At 63.0% G+C, this 16,076-nt stretch carries 15 protein-coding genes and 1 pseudogene; 11 read left to right on the top strand and 5 right to left on the bottom strand.

Translation table 11 applies throughout. The features are described from left to right. Positions 1 to 37: 37 nt before the first annotated feature. The 4 genes from C5J24_RS18600 to C5J24_RS18585 all read left to right on the top strand — a co-directional run bounded on the left by C5J24_RS18600 (position 38) and on the right by C5J24_RS18585 (position 3,851). Positions 38 to 1,075 (top strand): ABC transporter substrate-binding protein, encoded by a 1,038-nt coding sequence (locus tag C5J24_RS18600; protein WP_105419921.1) that lies wholly within the window; start codon positions 38 to 40, stop codon positions 1,073 to 1,075. A 91-nt stretch (positions 1,076 to 1,166) separates the two neighbouring features. After that, positions 1,167 to 2,210, top strand: coding sequence for an ABC transporter ATP-binding protein (locus C5J24_RS18595; protein ID WP_105419919.1), 1,044 nt, complete (start codon positions 1,167 to 1,169; stop codon positions 2,208 to 2,210). Next, on the top strand, positions 2,207 to 3,064 hold the full coding sequence (locus C5J24_RS18590; protein WP_038545833.1) for an ABC transporter permease: 858 nt from the start codon (positions 2,207 to 2,209) through the stop codon (positions 3,062 to 3,064). Before C5J24_RS18595 ends, C5J24_RS18590 begins: the two co-directional genes overlap by 4 nt. A gap of 4 nt (positions 3,065 to 3,068) precedes the next feature. Next, entirely contained in the window at positions 3,069 to 3,851 is a 783-nt protein-coding gene (locus tag C5J24_RS18585; RefSeq protein WP_105403062.1) for an ABC transporter permease, read from the top strand. On the opposite strand, the gene C5J24_RS18580 is transcribed toward C5J24_RS18585, so the two are convergent. Next, positions 3,848 to 4,993, bottom strand: a complete 1,146-nt coding sequence (locus C5J24_RS18580; protein WP_205836956.1) for a DSD1 family PLP-dependent enzyme — start codon at positions 4,991 to 4,993, stop codon at positions 3,848 to 3,850. The two genes, C5J24_RS18585 and C5J24_RS18580, sit on opposite strands and share 4 nt — an antisense overlap. Positions 4,994 to 5,128: 135 nt before the next feature. Here C5J24_RS18580 and C5J24_RS18575 point away from each other — a divergent pair, with 135 nt between their 5' ends. The 3 genes and pseudogenes from C5J24_RS18575 to C5J24_RS18565 all read left to right on the top strand — a co-directional run. Further along, complete coding sequence (locus C5J24_RS18575) at positions 5,129 to 5,740, top strand: LysE family translocator (protein WP_105419916.1); 612 nt, start codon at positions 5,129 to 5,131, stop codon at positions 5,738 to 5,740. A 90-nt stretch (positions 5,741 to 5,830) separates the two neighbouring features. After that, on the top strand, positions 5,831 to 6,217 hold the full coding sequence (locus C5J24_RS18570) for a nuclear transport factor 2 family protein (RefSeq protein ID WP_105419914.1): 387 nt from the start codon (positions 5,831 to 5,833) through the stop codon (positions 6,215 to 6,217). Further along, a pseudogene (locus tag C5J24_RS18565) lies at positions 6,187 to 6,738 on the top strand (transcriptional regulator); the annotation flags it as partial. The gene C5J24_RS18570 and the pseudogene C5J24_RS18565, both read left to right, overlap by 31 nt. A 21-nt stretch (positions 6,739 to 6,759) precedes the next feature. On the opposite strand, the gene C5J24_RS18560 reads toward C5J24_RS18565, so the two are convergent. Together C5J24_RS18560 and C5J24_RS18555 are read right to left on the bottom strand one after the other, a co-directional pair. Next, the gene (locus C5J24_RS18560) at positions 6,760 to 8,718 is read right to left on the bottom strand and encodes a methyl-accepting chemotaxis protein (RefSeq protein ID WP_105420134.1); all 1,959 of its coding nucleotides are present in this window, start codon (positions 8,716 to 8,718) and stop codon (positions 6,760 to 6,762) included. 384 nt (positions 8,719 to 9,102) lie between these two features. After that, positions 9,103 to 9,696 (bottom strand): TetR/AcrR family transcriptional regulator, encoded by a 594-nt coding sequence (locus C5J24_RS18555; RefSeq protein WP_046666423.1) that lies wholly within the window; start codon positions 9,694 to 9,696, stop codon positions 9,103 to 9,105. A gap of 237 nt (positions 9,697 to 9,933) precedes the next feature. Here C5J24_RS18555 and C5J24_RS18550 point away from each other — a divergent pair, with 237 nt between their 5' ends. From C5J24_RS18550 to C5J24_RS18540, 3 genes are read left to right on the top strand one after another with little or no spacing between them, the layout of a single operon-like run. Beyond that, positions 9,934 to 10,407, top strand: coding sequence for a (2Fe-2S)-binding protein (locus tag C5J24_RS18550; RefSeq protein WP_105419912.1), 474 nt, complete (start codon positions 9,934 to 9,936; stop codon positions 10,405 to 10,407). Next, positions 10,407 to 11,390 (top strand): xanthine dehydrogenase family protein subunit M, encoded by a 984-nt coding sequence (locus C5J24_RS18545; RefSeq protein ID WP_105419910.1) that lies wholly within the window; start codon positions 10,407 to 10,409, stop codon positions 11,388 to 11,390. The genes C5J24_RS18550 and C5J24_RS18545 overlap by 1 nt, the downstream gene beginning before the upstream one ends. Next, positions 11,387 to 13,675, top strand: coding sequence for a xanthine dehydrogenase family protein molybdopterin-binding subunit (locus C5J24_RS18540; protein WP_105419908.1), 2,289 nt, complete (start codon positions 11,387 to 11,389; stop codon positions 13,673 to 13,675). Before C5J24_RS18545 ends, C5J24_RS18540 begins: the two co-directional genes overlap by 4 nt. A gap of 34 nt (positions 13,676 to 13,709) precedes the next feature. Here the strand turns inward: C5J24_RS18540 and C5J24_RS18535 are convergent, their stop codons facing one another. Further along, on the bottom strand, positions 13,710 to 14,663 hold the full coding sequence (locus C5J24_RS18535) for a LysR family transcriptional regulator (RefSeq protein ID WP_105419906.1): 954 nt from the start codon (positions 14,661 to 14,663) through the stop codon (positions 13,710 to 13,712). A 102-nt stretch (positions 14,664 to 14,765) separates the two neighbouring features. Between C5J24_RS18535 and C5J24_RS18530 the strand changes: the two genes are divergently transcribed. Then, complete coding sequence (locus C5J24_RS18530; protein ID WP_256427176.1) at positions 14,766 to 15,374, top strand: NADPH-dependent F420 reductase; 609 nt, start codon at positions 14,766 to 14,768, stop codon at positions 15,372 to 15,374. A gap of 1 nt (position 15,375) precedes the next feature. Here C5J24_RS18530 and C5J24_RS18525 read toward each other — a convergent pair whose 3' ends face one another. After that, complete coding sequence (locus C5J24_RS18525; RefSeq protein ID WP_105419902.1) at positions 15,376 to 16,038, bottom strand: sulfite oxidase-like oxidoreductase; 663 nt, start codon at positions 16,036 to 16,038, stop codon at positions 15,376 to 15,378. Positions 16,039 to 16,076 lie beyond the last annotated feature (38 nt).

Genomic DNA, 16,076 nt, shown 5'->3' with positions numbered 1-16,076 from the left:
GCAAGGTCTCGAAAGACCGCAACAAGGGGAACTGAACATGATGGATTTGACAAAGCGGCAAACGCTTGCCGGAATGGGTGCACTCGCCGCGGCCGGCCTTTTCGGCCTTCCGGCGCGGGCTCAAGGGAAGGCGCTGGTCGTGCCGACGCTCGGCGGGGTGTGGGAACAATACTGGCGTTCGACCATCGGGCCCGCCTTCACCAAGCAGACCGGCGCCGCCGTGACGCTCGACGTCGGCAACGGCCGCGTCTGGGGCGCCAACCTGCGTGCGGCGGGCGCCGCCAAGCCTCCCTATTCGATCGTGATGACCAATGAGGTTTTCGCGTCCGGCCTGCGCAAGGAGGGCTTTTTCGAAAAGCTGGATCTCACCAAGCTCTCGAACTACAACGATCTCTATCCGCTTGCCAAGAAGACCGATGGCTGGGGTGCGATCGGCGCCGTTTCGCCGATCGGCATCGGCTACCGCACGGACCTCGTGAAGACCAAGCCGAAGTCCTGGAAGGATCTCTGGAACAACCCGGAATTCAAGGGCAAGATCGGCCTCTACAACTTCGCCAACAGCGCCGGCAAGATGGAGCTGCTGCTGTTTTCGAAGATCTTCGGCAAGGACCAGTATGACGTCGATGCCGGTTTCGCGGCGCTTCAGAAGCTGGGCTCGGTGATCCAGGTGGACTTCAACATGTCGACCGGCCTTGCCTCTGGCGAAATTGTCGTCGCGCCTTTCGATTTCGGCGAGATCGCTCGCTTGCGCCGCCAGGGCCTGCCGGTCGACTGTATCATCCCGGAGGAAGGGATGTTCATGTTCGACCAGACCATCAACATCCTCGCCAACGCGCCGGAAAAGGAACTGGCCTACCAGTACGCCAACTTCCTGCTGTCGCCGGAAGTGCAGGGGATGATGATGAAGGAGTTCTTCATCTCGCCGACCAATTCCAAGGTGGTCGTGCCGGCCGAGCTCAAGGTCGACGTGCCGGTTTCCGGCGCCGACATGGACAAGATCCTCACCTGGGACTGGAACTTCGTCAACGAAAAGCAGGGCGAGCTCGCCGAACGCTGGGCGAAGACGATCAAGTGATTTCCCCCGCTGCGATCATGGTCTGCCTTCGAAAGCAGGCCATGATCGGCTTTTTTTCGGGTCAGGCTCTTCAATTGGAAAGTGAAATTTCATGACAGAGGTGAGCATCGAAAAGCTGACCAAGGACTACGGGCAGGGTCCTGCGGTCAACAGCATTTCGATACGGATCGCCGAGGGCGAGTTCATCTCGCTGCTCGGGCCGTCCGGTTGCGGCAAGACGACGACGCTGAAGATGATCGCCGGTTTCGAGGATGCGACCGCAGGGGCGATCCGCTTCGACGGCCGCGACGTGGTGCATGTGCCGGTCGAAAAGCGCGATATCGGCATGGTCTTCCAGAACTATGCGCTGTTTCCGCATATGACGGTCGAAAAGAACCTCGCCTTCGGGCTCGAGATGCGGAAGCTTCCAAAGGACGAGATCCGCACCCGCATCGCCAAGGTGCTGGATATGGTGCAGCTCGCCGGTTATTCGGAGCGTTATCCGCGCCAGCTTTCGGGCGGCCAGCAGCAGCGCGTGGCGCTTGCCCGCGCTCTGGTCATCGAGCCGAAGATCCTGCTGCTCGACGAACCGCTCGCCAATCTCGACGCCAAGCTGCGCGAGGAGATGCGTGTCTTCATCCGCGACCTGCAGCGTCGTGTCGGCATTACCACGGTCTACGTCACCCACGACCAGGCCGAGGCGATGACCATGTCCGACCGGGTGGTGGTGATGTTCGGCGGCCGTATCGCCCAGATCGGCACGCCCTCCGACATTTACGAGCGTCCCGCCAATCTGGAAGTCGCCGAGTTCGTCGGACAGGTGAACATCATCCGCGGCAAGGTCGGCAATAGGGTCGTTTCGACTGCCTTCGGCGACGTGCCGGTCAGCGGAGATTTCGCCGATGGTGCCGAACTGATGCTGGCTCTGCGTCCGGAAGCGGTCGAGCTGCTGCCGATCAGCTCAGGTTCTGCAGGGGCGCCGGCCAAGGTTCTGTCGAGCTATTATTCCGGCAGTCTCGTCGATTACCGGCTGGAGCTGGCGACCGGCGCCGTCGTCAACGTGCAGACGTTTCCACGCACGCGGTTTGCCGATGGCGACCAGGTGCTGGTGCATGCGCCGTCCGATCGCTTCTGGCCGCTAGGGACCGTGGCATGATTGTCCCGCCCAGAAAAAGGTTCGGACCGCTGCTGCTGATCGCGCCTGCCGCGATCCTGCTCGGCGTGTTCCTCGTGCTGCCCTATCTCAATATCGTCGTCATGAGCTTCCGTATGCCGGGGCAGGGCACGCCCTATGGGCCGGGCTTCACGCTTGGCAATTACGGCAAGTTCTTCTCGGACTTCTTCTATGTCCAACAGGTGATCAACACGCTGTGGATCGGCTTCCTGACGACCTTCATCTGCCTGGTTCTCGGTTATCCCGTCGCCTGGCAGCTGGCGCGCGGGGCCTCGACCTTCCGCGCGCTGGGTTATGCGCTGGTGCTCTCGCCTCTGCTCGTCGGCATCGTCATCCGCAGCTACGGCTGGACGATCCTGCTCGGCAATAACGGCATCATCAACCGCACCCTGACCGGCTGGGGGCTGATCGATGGGCCGCTGCCGCTGATGTACAACGCGCTCGGCATCATCATTGCGCTGGTGCATGTCTTCCTTCCTTTCATGATCCTGCCGATCATGAGCGCCATCCAGGGCATCGATCCGTCGCTCGAAGCGGCGGCCCGGTCGCTGGGCGCGTCTAAGGTCACCTCCTTCCGGCGCATCACCCTGCCGCTGTCGCTGCCGGGCATCCAGGCCGGCTGCATCCTCGTATTCGTCCTGTCGCTCAGCGCCTATGTGACGCCGTCGCTGATCGGCGGCTTGCGCGTGAAAACCATGGCGGTGACGGTGGTGGATGCGCTGATCGATACGTTCCAGTGGCCGTTCGGTTCGGCGCTGGCGCTGATGCTGTCGGTCACCGGTGCGATCTTCGTCGTCATCTTCGGACGGCTGACCGTCATGAAATGGAAGGCATAGAGACATGTCGAAACCGTTCTTCACCGTCTATTGCCTGCTCATCTACGCTTTCCTGCTGGCGCCGATCGCGGTCGTGGTAATCGCTTCCTTCAATGCCGGGGCCTTCCTTACCTTCCCGCCGCAGGGGCTTTCCTTCCGCTGGTATCTCGTCTTCTTCAACAACGAGGTGTTCATGCGGGCGATCCGCACCTCGCTGTGGATCGCGGCGCTGACCACGGTGATCTCCGGGATCATCGGCACGATGGCGGCGATGTTCTATGTGACCCATGCCGGCAAGCTCAAGGAGACGGTGCGGGTCGCCATGCTGGCGCCGCTCTTGCTGCCGGAAGTGCTGACGGCGATCTCGCTGCTGTTCTTCGTCTATTCGGCCGGCCTCGGCACGCAGAACCTGGTCGGCATGATCGTCGGGCATGTGCTGATCACGCTGCCCTTCGTGTTCATCAACGTGTCGGCCTCGATGGAAAGCTATGATCCGGCCTGGAGCCTTGCGGCGCAGAGCCTCGGGGCAGGTCGGTTCACCCGTTTCCGGCGGATCATGCTGCCGCTGATCAAGCCGGGCGTCATCGGCGGCTGCCTGTTCGCCTTCATCATCTCGTTCGACGTCTTCACCATCTCCTTCATGCTGAAGGGTGTGGGCATGTCGACGCTGCCGATCCAGCTGTTCGACTACCTGCGCACCAATTTCACGCCGGAAGCGGCGGCCGTCTCGACCTGCTCGATCGTGCTGACGATGGCGGTGGTGGTCATCTCGGAAAAGGTGCTGGGCCTGCGCATCCACCGTTTCTAATAGAGCTTGCCTCGGGCGGTGACAGGCCAGAGCGCCTCGACGCGGCCATTCCGGACGCAGACATACCAGTCGTAGAGATTGCAGGTCGGGTCGCAATGGCCGGGCACGAGGCGCAGCCGGTCGTTGAGTTTCAGCGTATCCTGCGGGTCCTCGATCTTGCCGTGCTCGTCCGAGGCGCTGACGAACTTGAGGTCCGGGCGTTCGAACACCGTCGGCAGGCCGCTGTCGATCGAGTGTGCCTTGAGGCCCGCATCGCAGATGGCGCGGCCGGAGGCAGGCTTGCTCATGATCGAGGTCAGCACGAACAGCGCATGTTCGAAACCGCCGACCGTGCCGTTGCCTTCAGTCGAGCGGACACGGGCGTAATCCGCATCCATGAAGATGTAGGAGCCGGGCTGGATCTCGTTGTAGACGCCGGAGGCGCCTTCGAGATTGTGTGTGCCGGTGCCCGCACCGGTAATGATTTCCGGATCCAGCCCCGCGTCGCGCAGCAGTTCCGCCGTCTCCCGCGCCATGCCGATCGCCTTGTCGATCGCGGCGCGGCGCTCCGCCGGATCGTAGATATGCTGGGCGCTGCCGTGATAGGCCTGGATGCCGGCGAAGGCGAGGTTCGGCGCGGCGGCGACCGTCTTTGCGAGTTCGACGGCCGGTGCGCCGGGTAGTACGCCGCAGCGGCGGGCCCCGCAATCGATCTCCACAAGCACGTCGAGCGTGACACCATGCCGGATGGCGGCATCCGAAAGTGCCGCAACGACAGCGGGATCGTCGACGCAGACGGAGACATGGGCGCTCTTTGCGAGCCTCGCAAGCCGGTCGATCTTCTTCGGATCGGCCACCTCGTTGGCGACGAGCACGTCGGTGACGCCGCCACGCACCAGCGCTTCCGCCTCGGATATTTTCTGGCAGCAGATGCCGACTGCGCCGCCGTTCTCGATCTGGTAGAGCGCGACATCCGCCGACTTGTGGGTCTTTGCATGCGGGCGAAGCCGCACGCCCATCGCCCCGGCGTGATCCTTCATCCGCGCGACATTCCGCTCGAAGGCATCGAGATCGATGATCAGCGCCGGCGTCTGGATGTCGGCGATCTTATCGCCGATGGCGGCCGGCACGTCGTAGCCGATGTCGATGTCGTCGTAGGTCATGAGGTCGGGTCCGCAATCAGATTGCGCGACGATAGGTTCGCCGCCGCATCCAGGCAATCGTCCGCCTGCAATTTCGTTCAAGATCGATGTGGCGCTCTCCGATAGCTGTGGGAAAACATCTCGAAAGGATCGCCCATGAGCCCGGAATTCCTGATCACCTCCTTCATCGTCGTCGCCTCGCCCGGTACCGGCGTGCTGATCACGCTCGCCGCCGGCCTGTCGCGCGGCGCGCGAGCAAGCCTCGTTGCCGCGCTCGGCTGCACGCTCGGCATCCTGCCGCACATGATCGCGGCGGTGTCGGGCCTTGCAGCGCTGCTGCATGCCAGCACCTTGGCCTTCGAGATCATCAAATATCTCGGCGTCGCCTATCTGCTGTTCATGGCCTGGCAGGTCCTGAAAGAAAGGGGGGCGCTGACCGTGGAGGCGGACAAGACGCCGAAATCCGTTGGCCAAGTCATCGTCTCGGCTATCCTTGCCAATCTGCTCAACCCGAAACTGTCGATCTTCTTCTTCGCCTTCCTGCCGCAATTCGTCCGCCAGGACGAGGTGGCGCCGGTTCTGCGAATGACGGAGCTCAGCCTCGTCTTCATGCTGATGACGTTCGGCGTCTTCGTTCTCTACGGCCTGTTTGCCGCCTCGGTGCGGAGCCACGTGATCTCGCGGCCGAATATCCTTGCCTGGATGCGCCGTATCTTCGCCGGCGCCTTCGTGATGCTCGGCGCGAGACTTGCGCTTTCGGCGCGATAGTTATTACCTGCCGCGTAATTGAGACGATGCAGCCGCTCCGGCATGTTCGCCCTGCCTGCAACGAGCAGGGCGATCTCAAGGAGAAAAGACATGACCGATGCGAACACCAATGCCGAACGTTATCTCGCCATCTGGAACGAAACGGATGCCGTTCGCCGCAAGGCGATGATCGCCGAGACCTGGGCGGAAGACGGGCTTTACGTCGATCCGCTGATGCGCGGCGAGGGCCATGAGGGCGTCGATCGCCTGGTTGAAGGCGTCCAGGCGCGGTTTCCGGGTTTCCGCTTCACGCTGATCGGCGCGGCCGACGGTTATGACGACAATCTGCGCTTTTCCTGGGAGCTCGGCCCCGTGGATGGCGAGGCGCTGATCAAGGGCACGGATTTCGCCGTCCTGGAAAACGGCCGGCTGAAGTGCCGGATCGTCGAGTTTGCGCTCGGCAAAGACCGGCGCGCCGCGCGATCGATATGGTGCTGAAGGGCCACGAGCCCTTCCCTGCACTCGCGGTCGACCGGCACTGGACCCTGGTGGCCGCCAATGCCGCGGTGGCGCCGCTGCTTGCGGATGTCGCCGACCCATCGCTGATCGAGGGGCAGGTGAACGTGCTACGGCTCAGCCTGCATCCGCAGGGCCTTGCGCCTCACATCGCCAATCTTTTCGAATGGCGCAATCACCTGCTCGAACGGCTGCACCAGCAGATCGCCGCGACCGGCGACCGTATTCTTCAGAAACTGCTGGAAGAGCTCTCGGGCTATCCGATCCCGGACGGGGCGTCGAAATCCGCGCCAAAGCACGATTATGCGGGCATCGCCGTGCCGATGGAACTGCGGACGGAGGCGGGGCTTTTGTCCTTCATCTCGACGACGACGGTCTTCGGAACCCCGGTGGATGTGACGCTGTCGGAACTGGCGGTCGAATCCTTCTTTCCCGCCAATGACGAAACGGCCCGGCTTCTGCGCCAGATGGCAGAGGCCGGGCCGTCGAAGAGCGACGGTTAGAGAGTTAGGATCGCGGGCGGATCAGAATTCGGTCCACTGCGATTCCGCGGTTGCAGCAGCCGAGGCACCGCCGAAGGACTTGCTGACGCGCTGCGCAAGGCGACGGGCCGGCGATTCCTGCGGAGCCGCATTGCGGCCGGCGGGCGCCGGGCCGGAGCCGTAGGCCGGCCGCTGCTGCATGCCGGGACGCTGGCCGCCGTCGGAAAGCTTGAAGCGGGTGAGGAGATCACGCAGCTTCGTGCTTTCCGATGCGAGATTGGCGCCGGCGGCATTGGTCTCCTCGACCATCGCGGCGTTCTGCTGGGTCACCTGGTCCATTTGGTTGACGGCAGTATTGACTTCGGCGAGACCGAGCGACTGTTCGCGGGCTGCGATAGCGATCGCATTGATATGCTCGTTGATGGTGACGACGTGGCTCTCGATCGTCTTCAGCGCATCGCCGGTCTCGCGGACGAGCTTCACGCCGTTCTGGACCTCGGCACCCGACTTGCGGATGAGATCCTTGATCTCCTTGGCCGCATTCGCGGAACGCTGGGCGAGTTCGCGGACTTCCTGTGCGACGACCGCAAAACCCTTGCCAGCTTCACCGGCGCGGGCCGCTTCAACGCCGGCATTCAGCGCCAGCAGGTTGGTCTGGAAGGCGATCTCATCAATGACGCCGATGATGTTGGAGATCTGGCTGGACGACTGTTCGATGCGCTGCATCGCATCGACGGCGTTGGCGACGACGGCGCCCGACTGGGCGGCGCTCGAATTTGCCTGCAGGGCGATGGACTTCGCCTCGTCCGCACGCTTGGAAGAGTTCGAGACGTTGGCGGTGATTTCGTCGAGGGCCGCGGCGGTCTCTTCGAGCGAAGCGGCCTGCTGTTCGGTCCGCTTGGAAAGGTCGTCGGCGCTCTGGCTGACTTCACGCGAACCGCTGTCGATCGAATGGGCCGAGCCGGCGACTTCCGAGAGTGCCGCGCCGAGGCCGGACACGGCCGAGTTCAGGTCTTCGCGCAGTGCTTCGAAGTCCGGAGCGAAGGGCTCGTTGAGCTGGAAAGCGAGATCGCCGGAGGCAAGACGGCGCAGGCCGGCGGCGAGGCCGGAGGTCGCCTGCTGAAGGCGGGCCTGAGCGGAGGCTTCCGCCTCTTCCTGCACGCGGATACGGTCGGCTTCGGCTTGGGCGCGGGCTTCTTCGGCCTGTTCCTGAAGCTGCCTGTTGGAGATCGCGGCCTGACGGAAGACTTCCACGGCACCGGCCATCGCCCCGATTTCGTCCTTGCGTCCTGCAAAGGGGATCTCGGTAGCTGTGTCGCCTGCGGCAAGGCCGCTCATCGAGGCGGTGATGCGTTGGATGGGTCGGGCAATGCCGGACAGCACGTAGACGGCAGCACCGACGATCAGCAGGAAGACGACGCCGAGGATGATTTCCATCGTGGTGAGCGCGGTGGAATAGGTCGTCTCCGCCTTGGCGGTTTCGAGGGCCGCCTCGTCCGTGTTCGACTTGACCAGCTTGGTCACGGCTTCCATGACCGGCTGGATGGTGATCCGCATCTTTTCCATCTCGACGCGGGCGCGGGCGTCGGAGGCCTTGCGGGAGAAGTCCAGCATCTTCTGCCCGCTGAGGACGTATTTGTCGATGCCGGTCTGGATCTGGTCGATGATCTGCTTTTCCTGATCGCTGGAGATCAGCGGCCTGTAGGTCTGGAGAGCAGCCTTGAGCGCGTCGGACTGCTGGGCGATCAGCTTTTCCGCAGTCTCCATGCCGAAGTCCGACGTCGTCGTCAGATGGCCCATATAGGCGACCGTCATTCCGAGGATGGCCGTCTCTATATTCTTCGAGGCCTGAACGCTCGGCATCGAGTTTTGCGAAATCGTGGTGAGATTTCCAGCAACATTGGAGAGCGAGGAAATGGCCGCCCAGGCGAGAACGGCGACGAGCGCCGCAATCGCGCCGAAGACGGCGATAAGCGAACTGCGAATGGAGAGACGGGACATGAGGTTCGGCTCCGGATTGGTGAAGCCTCGAAAGAGGCAACGCGTTTTCACGCGCAGATCTGATATCTGGCGGTGTGGGAAAAGAACCGGTCTCATACCAGCTCTTGCGCTACACCTGACGGCGGTCGCGCGGTAGCCGGGAGCTTAGGGTCAAACTCTTTAACGACAGATTGAATTTTGATAATGTACAACGTTTTTTGACGGATTTCGGAGCGAAAAATTCGAAATTGCGTCCAGGCTATCCGTTTATTTTATAACAATAATATTGAAACCGGATCTTCTGAGTAACAGGTTGCCTGTCAATCTGAGATTGCTTGATTTTCCGTTCAAGCGGGATGCGAAATCTAGCCTATCCGGCCGGTCGATACGGGCCGGATACGAGGGTTATCTGCGGGTTCGCAGGCCGTCCATCAGCAGGCCGATCAGGCGATGCGACCGCTCGCGCCATTCCGGCGATTCCGGCATGGAATAGATGCTTGACAGCGCGTGCAGGAGATCGGTCGTTTCGATGTCGCGACGGATATATCCTCCATCGCCGGCAGTCTTCAAAAGACTTTCCAGCGCGCCACGGATGAGGCCGGAGCCTTCGGAAAAAAGGGAGGAGTTGGAGGTCATGAGGATACGCAGGCTGTTGGCCATGCCGCGCTTGGTGGCGATATAACCGACGAAGCGCCGCATCCATTCCTCGAGCGCCATGTCCGGCGAATGGAGCCGGGCAAGCTCGGTGGCGGCGCTCGCCAGGCCTTCGAGCTCGCGGCGATAGACCACCTCGACGAGATGCTCACGGCTTGGGAAATGGCGGTAAAGCGTGCCGATGCCGACGCCGGCCTGCCGTGCTATATCTTCGAGCGAAGTCTCGACGCCCTTTTCCGCAAAGGCTGCGGCCGCCACCTCGACCAGCTTTTCGCGGTTGCGGCGGGCATCGGCGCGAAGCCTGGTCTGTGCGGGCGATGTCGTCTTCGGCTCGGCCGAGGCCAAAATACTGCTCCAGGCAAATGGGGGCTTGACGAAAATCCGTAAGCCACTAGTTTAAACGGAGGCGCCTCCGATTATCCGGAGTGCCTTCCACTTCTTATTCCAGAGGGGGACGGATGTCATGCCGAAATGTGCCGGTGCTTGTCTCGCCGAACATCATCTAGGGCATCACAGCCAGTTGGCCAGTCCGCCCCGGGCTTTAAAGTTCTCATTATCGTGACAATGGCAGGAGCTTGATCCATGACACGAACCATCCATCTTTCGCTCGATATCAACGGGAGGCGGTACGACCTCGACGTCGAACCGCGCGTCACCTTGCTCGATGCCCTGCGCGAACATCTGGCGCTGACCGGCACCAAGAAGGGTTGCGACCAGGGCCAGTGCGGCGCCTGCACCTGTCATATCGACGGCAGCCGTGTGCTTTCCTGTCTGACGCTCGCAGCCCAGGTCGAAGGCCGGCAGATCACCACGATCGAAGGGATCGCCACTGAGAACGGCGAACTGCACCCCGTCCAGGCAGCTTTCGTCGAGCATGACGCGTTCCAATGCGGCTATTGCACGCCGGGCCAGATCATGTCGGCAGTCGCTTGCATCCGTGAGGGCCATGCAGGATCCGACGAGGAAATCCGCGAATACATGTCCGGCAATCTCTGTCGCTGCGGAGCCTATAACAGCATCGTCGCGGCGGTGCGCGAAGCGGCGGAGATGGCGTGATGAGAGACTTTTCCTATCTCCGCGCCACGTCTGCCGATGAAGCCCGGCAGGCGGCGCTCCAGGCCGGTTCAGTGCTGCTTGCCGGCGGCACGACGCTGCTCGATCTCGCAAAATGCGGCGTGATGGAGCCGGAAACGGTCATCGACATCACCCACCTCTCAGGCCTCGGCGAAATCATCGTCGATGCCGGCGGCGCCACGATCGGTGCGCTTGCCAAGATGGGGGAGGTTGCCGACCACGCAGGCATCCGTGCCGCTTTCCCGGCTATTTCGGAATCGCTGTCGCTGGCGGCCTCCGCCCAGCTGCGCAACATGGCGACGATCGGCGGCAACCTCATGCAGCGGACGCGCTGTTCGTATTTCCGCGAGCCGGACGTGTTTCCAGCCTGCCACAAGCGCAATCCCGGCTCCGGCTGTTCGGCGCTCGGCGGCGTTACCCGCAACCATGCCGTCCTCGGCACGAGCGATGCTTGCATCGCCAGTTATCCGGGTGACCTCGCGGTTGCCCTCGTCGCCTTCGACGCCCTGGTCGATCTCGGAGGCCGGACGGTGTCGGTCGACGACTTTTTCCTGACGCCGGGCAATACGCCGGAGCGGGAAACCGTGCTGGAACGCGGCGAGATGATCACCGCGATCACCGTCCCGGCCTCGGCGGCTGCAAAGAACTCGACCTATCTCAAAGTCCGCGACCGTCAGTCCTATGAATTCGCGGCAGCGAGTGCCGCAGTCGGGCTGGAATTCGAAGCGGACGGCAAGACGGTGCGCGATATCCGCGTCGCTCTCGGCGGCGTCGCCACCAAGCCGTGGCGGGCTCGCAACGTTGAACAGGCGCTGGTCGGCAAGGTGCTCAGCCCCGAAACCGTCGAGGCGGCGAGCCGTCTCGCCATGGAAGGTGCCGTTTCGCATGGCGCCAATCACTACAAGATCGAACTTGCGCCGCGCGTCGTCGCCCGCGCCATCCTGAAAGTTGGAGGTCTCGCATGACCATCATGGAACCCCGCAAACACGGCGATGCCTCCGACGGGACCGTCGGCGGCCGTCAAACGCGTTTCGAAGGCAATCTGAAGGTTACCGGTGGCGCGACCTACGCGCTGGAATATCCGCTCGACGGCCTTGCCTACGCCATTCTCGTCCAGAGCACGATTCCGGCCGGCCGCGTCGTTAAGGTCGATGCGGAAAAGGCGCTTGCGGCCCCCGGCGTGCTGATGGTGCTGACGCCGGATGACGATATGGGTCTCCTGGTCGCCTCCGACTGGGGTGGCAATCGCCCGGAAAACCAGCCGTATTATCCGCTGCCGCGGCAGGTACAGTACAATGGCCAGTCGATCGCCGCCGTCGTCGCGGAAAGCCGCGAACAGGCGGTCGAGGCGGCAAGGCTGATCTGCATCACCTATGAGAAGGCACCGCATGTCGCAAGCTTCGACGATGCGGCTGCCGGCGAAGGCAAGGTGATGGACAATCTCACCGCCGGATGGGGCGATGCCGAGGCCGCTCTTGCGGCCGCGCCGGTTCAGATCGAAGGCGAATATTCGACGCCGCGCGAATATCACGTGGCCATGGAGCCGCATGGGCTGACCGTGAAGTGGGATGGCGACCGGATCACTGTCTGGGAGCCGAGCCAGTGGTCGCATGGCATGGCGCGCAGCTATTCCGAATGGTTCGGCATTCCTTACGAAGATGTCCGCCTGGTCTCGCCGTTCATCGGCGGCGGGTTCGGTTCGAAAGGGGCGGCCCTTGCCCACGGCGCGGTGGCCGCTTTCGCGTCCAGGAAGCTCGGCCGGCCGGTCAAGCTTGCGCTCACGCGACCGCAGAATTTCACCAACTATGGCGGTCGCGCCGCGACACGCCAGCGGATCAAGATTGGCGCGACGGAAGACGGCATCCTGCAGGCGATCGTTCATCGTGGCGCCAGCGAGACCTCCACCTATGCGGACTGGCCCGAACAGACGGGTGCTGCAACGCCGATCCTCTACAGGATAGAGAATTTCTCGTCGCAGCATCGGGTCGTGCCGGTCAACGCCGTCACACCGGGTGCGTTGCGCGGACCGGGCAAGAACCCCAGTGCCTTCGGCATCGAAAGCGCGATGGAGGAACTCGCCTACAAGCTCGGCATCGACCCGCTCGAACTGCGGCTGAAGAACTACGCCGACCACGACTACCAGTCGGGCAAACCCTGGTCGACCCGCCGGCTGCGCGAAGCGCTGACCGAAGGTGCCGAGGCCTTCGGCTGGTCGAAACGCAGCCATGAGCCACGTTCGATGCGCGATGGCAAAACCCTGATCGGCTGGGGCATCGGCTGCGGCACGTTCCCGGTCATCCAGGCGCCGAGCGAGGCGATGATCCGCATCCTGCGCAATGGCCGTGTCGAGGTCGTCAGCGGTGCGATCGACATGGGGCAGGGGACCTATACGATCCTTGCCCAGACGGCAGCCGAAGTGTTCGGCATTCCCGTCGACCAGGTCGAGGTCCATCTCGGCGATTCCCGGCTGCCGGGCTCGGCGATCGCCGGCGGCTCGATGCTGGCGGGATCGATCCTCGGTGCCGTGCACAAGGCGGCGACGGCGGCCCGCGACGAACTGATCGGACTGGCGCTCAACGACGAGAAATCGCCGCTGCGCGATACCGGCGCCAATACGCTGACCTTCGGCGGCGGCCGCATTGCCGTTCCCCGCGACCAGGGTCCGTCGCTCACGCTTTCGGAACTGATGGCGGCGCTCGGTCGCGACGAGATCGAGATCCTGAGGAATACGCTGCCGGAAGGTGCTACTGCCCAGGAGCAACATCAGGCCTGGACGAGCATGGCAAAGGTCCAAGGGCCGACCATGGGAGAATATTCCATGCATAGCTGGTGCGCCCATTTCGCCGAAGTGCGGGTGGACGAGGATTTTGGGACGGTTCGGGTGTCCCGCATGGTCTCGGCCTTCGATTGCGGCCGGCTCTACAATCCGCGGCTGGTGGAAAGCCAGTGGCGGGGCGGCATCATCATGGGCATCGGCCAGGCTCTCCTGGAAGAAGGTCTCGTCGACCAGCGCAACGGCCGCACCGTCAACAGCAACATGGGCGACTATCTGGTGCCGACCAATGCGGACGTGCCACATATCGAGGTGATCTCGGTCGGCATTCCCGACTACGGCGCCTCGGCGCTGGGCGGCAAGGGCGTCGGCGAAGTCGGCATCGTCGGCGTCGCGCCGGCAATCGCCAACGCGGTCTTCCACGCGACCGGCAAACGCGTCCGCGACCTGCCGATCACGCTCGAAAAGCTGATCTGATCGATCCCGCGCATCCGGCGTCAGTCGGGTGCGCCTATCTTCGCTTCGGCATGTTCGATGCCCCGAGGCTGCCGGCAAAACGTTCGGCCAGACGTTCCCTCCGGAAATGCTCTATCACGAAGTCGATAAAGACGCGGGTCTTTGCGGGCAGCAGCGTCTTGCTCGCGTAGTAGATCGAGATCGGCCCGATATCCGCATACCAGTCGGGCAGCAGGCGGACGAGCGTACCGTTCTCCATATACGATAAGGCATCGGGCATCGCGATCATCGCGACGCCGAGGCCGAGGCTTGCGGCGTGGGCAATGGCGGCCGGGTCGTTGAGCACCATCTTTTCCCTCAGTGCCACCGGTACTTCGTCGCCGCCGGCATTTCGCATCACCCATTGGCGGATACGGCCGGTATTGGAAGAACGCATATGGATGCCGTCGAGGTTCGCAAGGTCCGCGGGGTGAGCCGGCATGGGCCTGTCCCTCATGTAGGCGGGTGAGACGACCAGTACGATATGGGCCGGCGCCAGCACCCGGGCGACTGCGCCGGGCGTCAACTCGAACCCGCCGCCGATCGCTGCGTCATATCCCTCGCCGATCAGATCGACCTGCCGGTTTTCGAACGCCCAGTCCGGACGGATCAGCGGGTAACGCGCCATGAACTCGGGCAGCAGCGGCAGGATATAGCCCGTTCCGAAATGCGGGCTCATGCTGACCTTGAGCACGCCGGCCGGTTCCGCGCCTTCCGAAGAGACATCGGCGATCGCGGTCTGCAGTGCCTCGACGTGGTCGCGGATCTCCGACAGGAAACGTTCGCCCGCTTCCGTCAGCGTCAGCCTGCGCGTGCTGCGCTGGAAGAGGCGGGTGCCGAGGTTCCTCTCAAGCATCGCGACATTGCGGCTGACGGCCGCGGGTGTCAGTGCCAACCGCCTGGCCGCAGCCGAGAAACCACCGAGTTCGGCGCTGCGCACGAAGGATTCGAGATTGGCGAGACTTTCCACGGCGGGTCATTCTCAATGGTTGCTTGAAGATGATTGGCATTATTACCGGCTAATCAAGCGCCAATCCAGAGGCGATATTCCTGTCATCGAAACCACTGGAGTATCGCAATCATGACCATCGGTATCATTGGCGCCGGCAATATCGGCGCAGCCTTCGCCCGTACTCTTGCAAGAAACGGCGTGCGCGCCACCATCGCCAATAGCCGCGGTCCGGCCTCGCTCGAAACACTGGCTGCCGAGCTGTCGCCCTGGATTTCCGCCGGCACGATCGAAGAGGCAGCAAGTGCGGACATGGTGCTGATCGCGGTTCCATGGACGAAGCTGCCGGCTGCCCTTGCCGGCCTGCCGGCCTGGAACGGCCGGATCGTCATCGATGCGAACAATCCGATCGAATCCCCGCTCTACAAACCGGCCGAGCTCAACGGCCGTCTTTCCAGCGAGATCGTCGCCGACCTCGTGCCGGGCGCCCGGGTGGTGAAGGCCTTCAATCATCTATTCGCGAAGCTGCTCGAGGCCGATCCTTCTTCCGAGGGCGGCAAGCGGGTGCTGTTCTACTCGGGCGACGATGCGGCGGCAAAGACGGAAGTCGCCGCCTTGACGGAGAAGCTCGGCTTTTTCGGCATAGACCTCGGGCCGCTTGCTGTCGGGGCCAAGCTGGCGCAGTTTCCGGGAGGCCCGCTGCCGGGACTGAACCTCGTCAATTTCGGCTGACTCAGTCGTCCGAATAACGCTCCTCTGACCAGGGATCGCCGCGCATGTGGTAGCCGTTCTTCTCCCAGAAGCCGGCCTGGTCCCGGTCGAGGAACTCGATGCGGTTGAGCCATTTGGCGCTCTTCCAGAAATAAAGGTGCGGCACCACCAGCCGCACCGGCCCGCCATGCTCCTCGGTGAGCGGCTTGCCTTCCCACTCGGTGACGATGATCGCGTCCGGCGAGGCGAAATCCGAAAGCAGCAGGTTGGTGGTATAGCCGTCATAGCTGGTCAGCATGACGGCGACGGCCTCTTCCTGCGGATCGACGAGATCGAGGAAATCGTGGGTCGAAACACCTTTCCAGTTGTTGTCATAGCGCGACCAGGTGGTCACGCAATGGATGTCGGATCGCATCTCTGTCTGCGGCAGGGCCTGGAAGGCCGCCCAGTCCAAGGTCCTGCGGTTGTTGACGAGGCCGCGCACGTCGAGTTTCCAGCGCTCGGCCGAGACCTGCGGCTGCTGGCCGAGATCGAGTACCGGCCAGTTCTTGACCAGGTGCTGGCCGGGCGGCAGGCGGTCGGTTTCCGGCCTGGTGATCCTGCCTGTCAGGAACTTGCCCTGTTCCGCCCATTTCCGCTTGGTGATGGTGAGCTTCGAATCCTCGGGCTCAATCTCGTCGGCCATATCCGGTTCTCCTTGCGTCGCCCGATAATCTGATAAAC

It is taken from the genome of Neorhizobium sp. T25_27 (genome assembly GCF_002968565.1).
Taxonomy (GTDB): Bacteria; Pseudomonadota; Alphaproteobacteria; order Rhizobiales; family Rhizobiaceae; genus Neorhizobium; species Neorhizobium tomejilense.
Note: the sequence above shows the minus strand (reverse complement) of the source record. Positions and strands in the feature narration are given on the sequence as shown.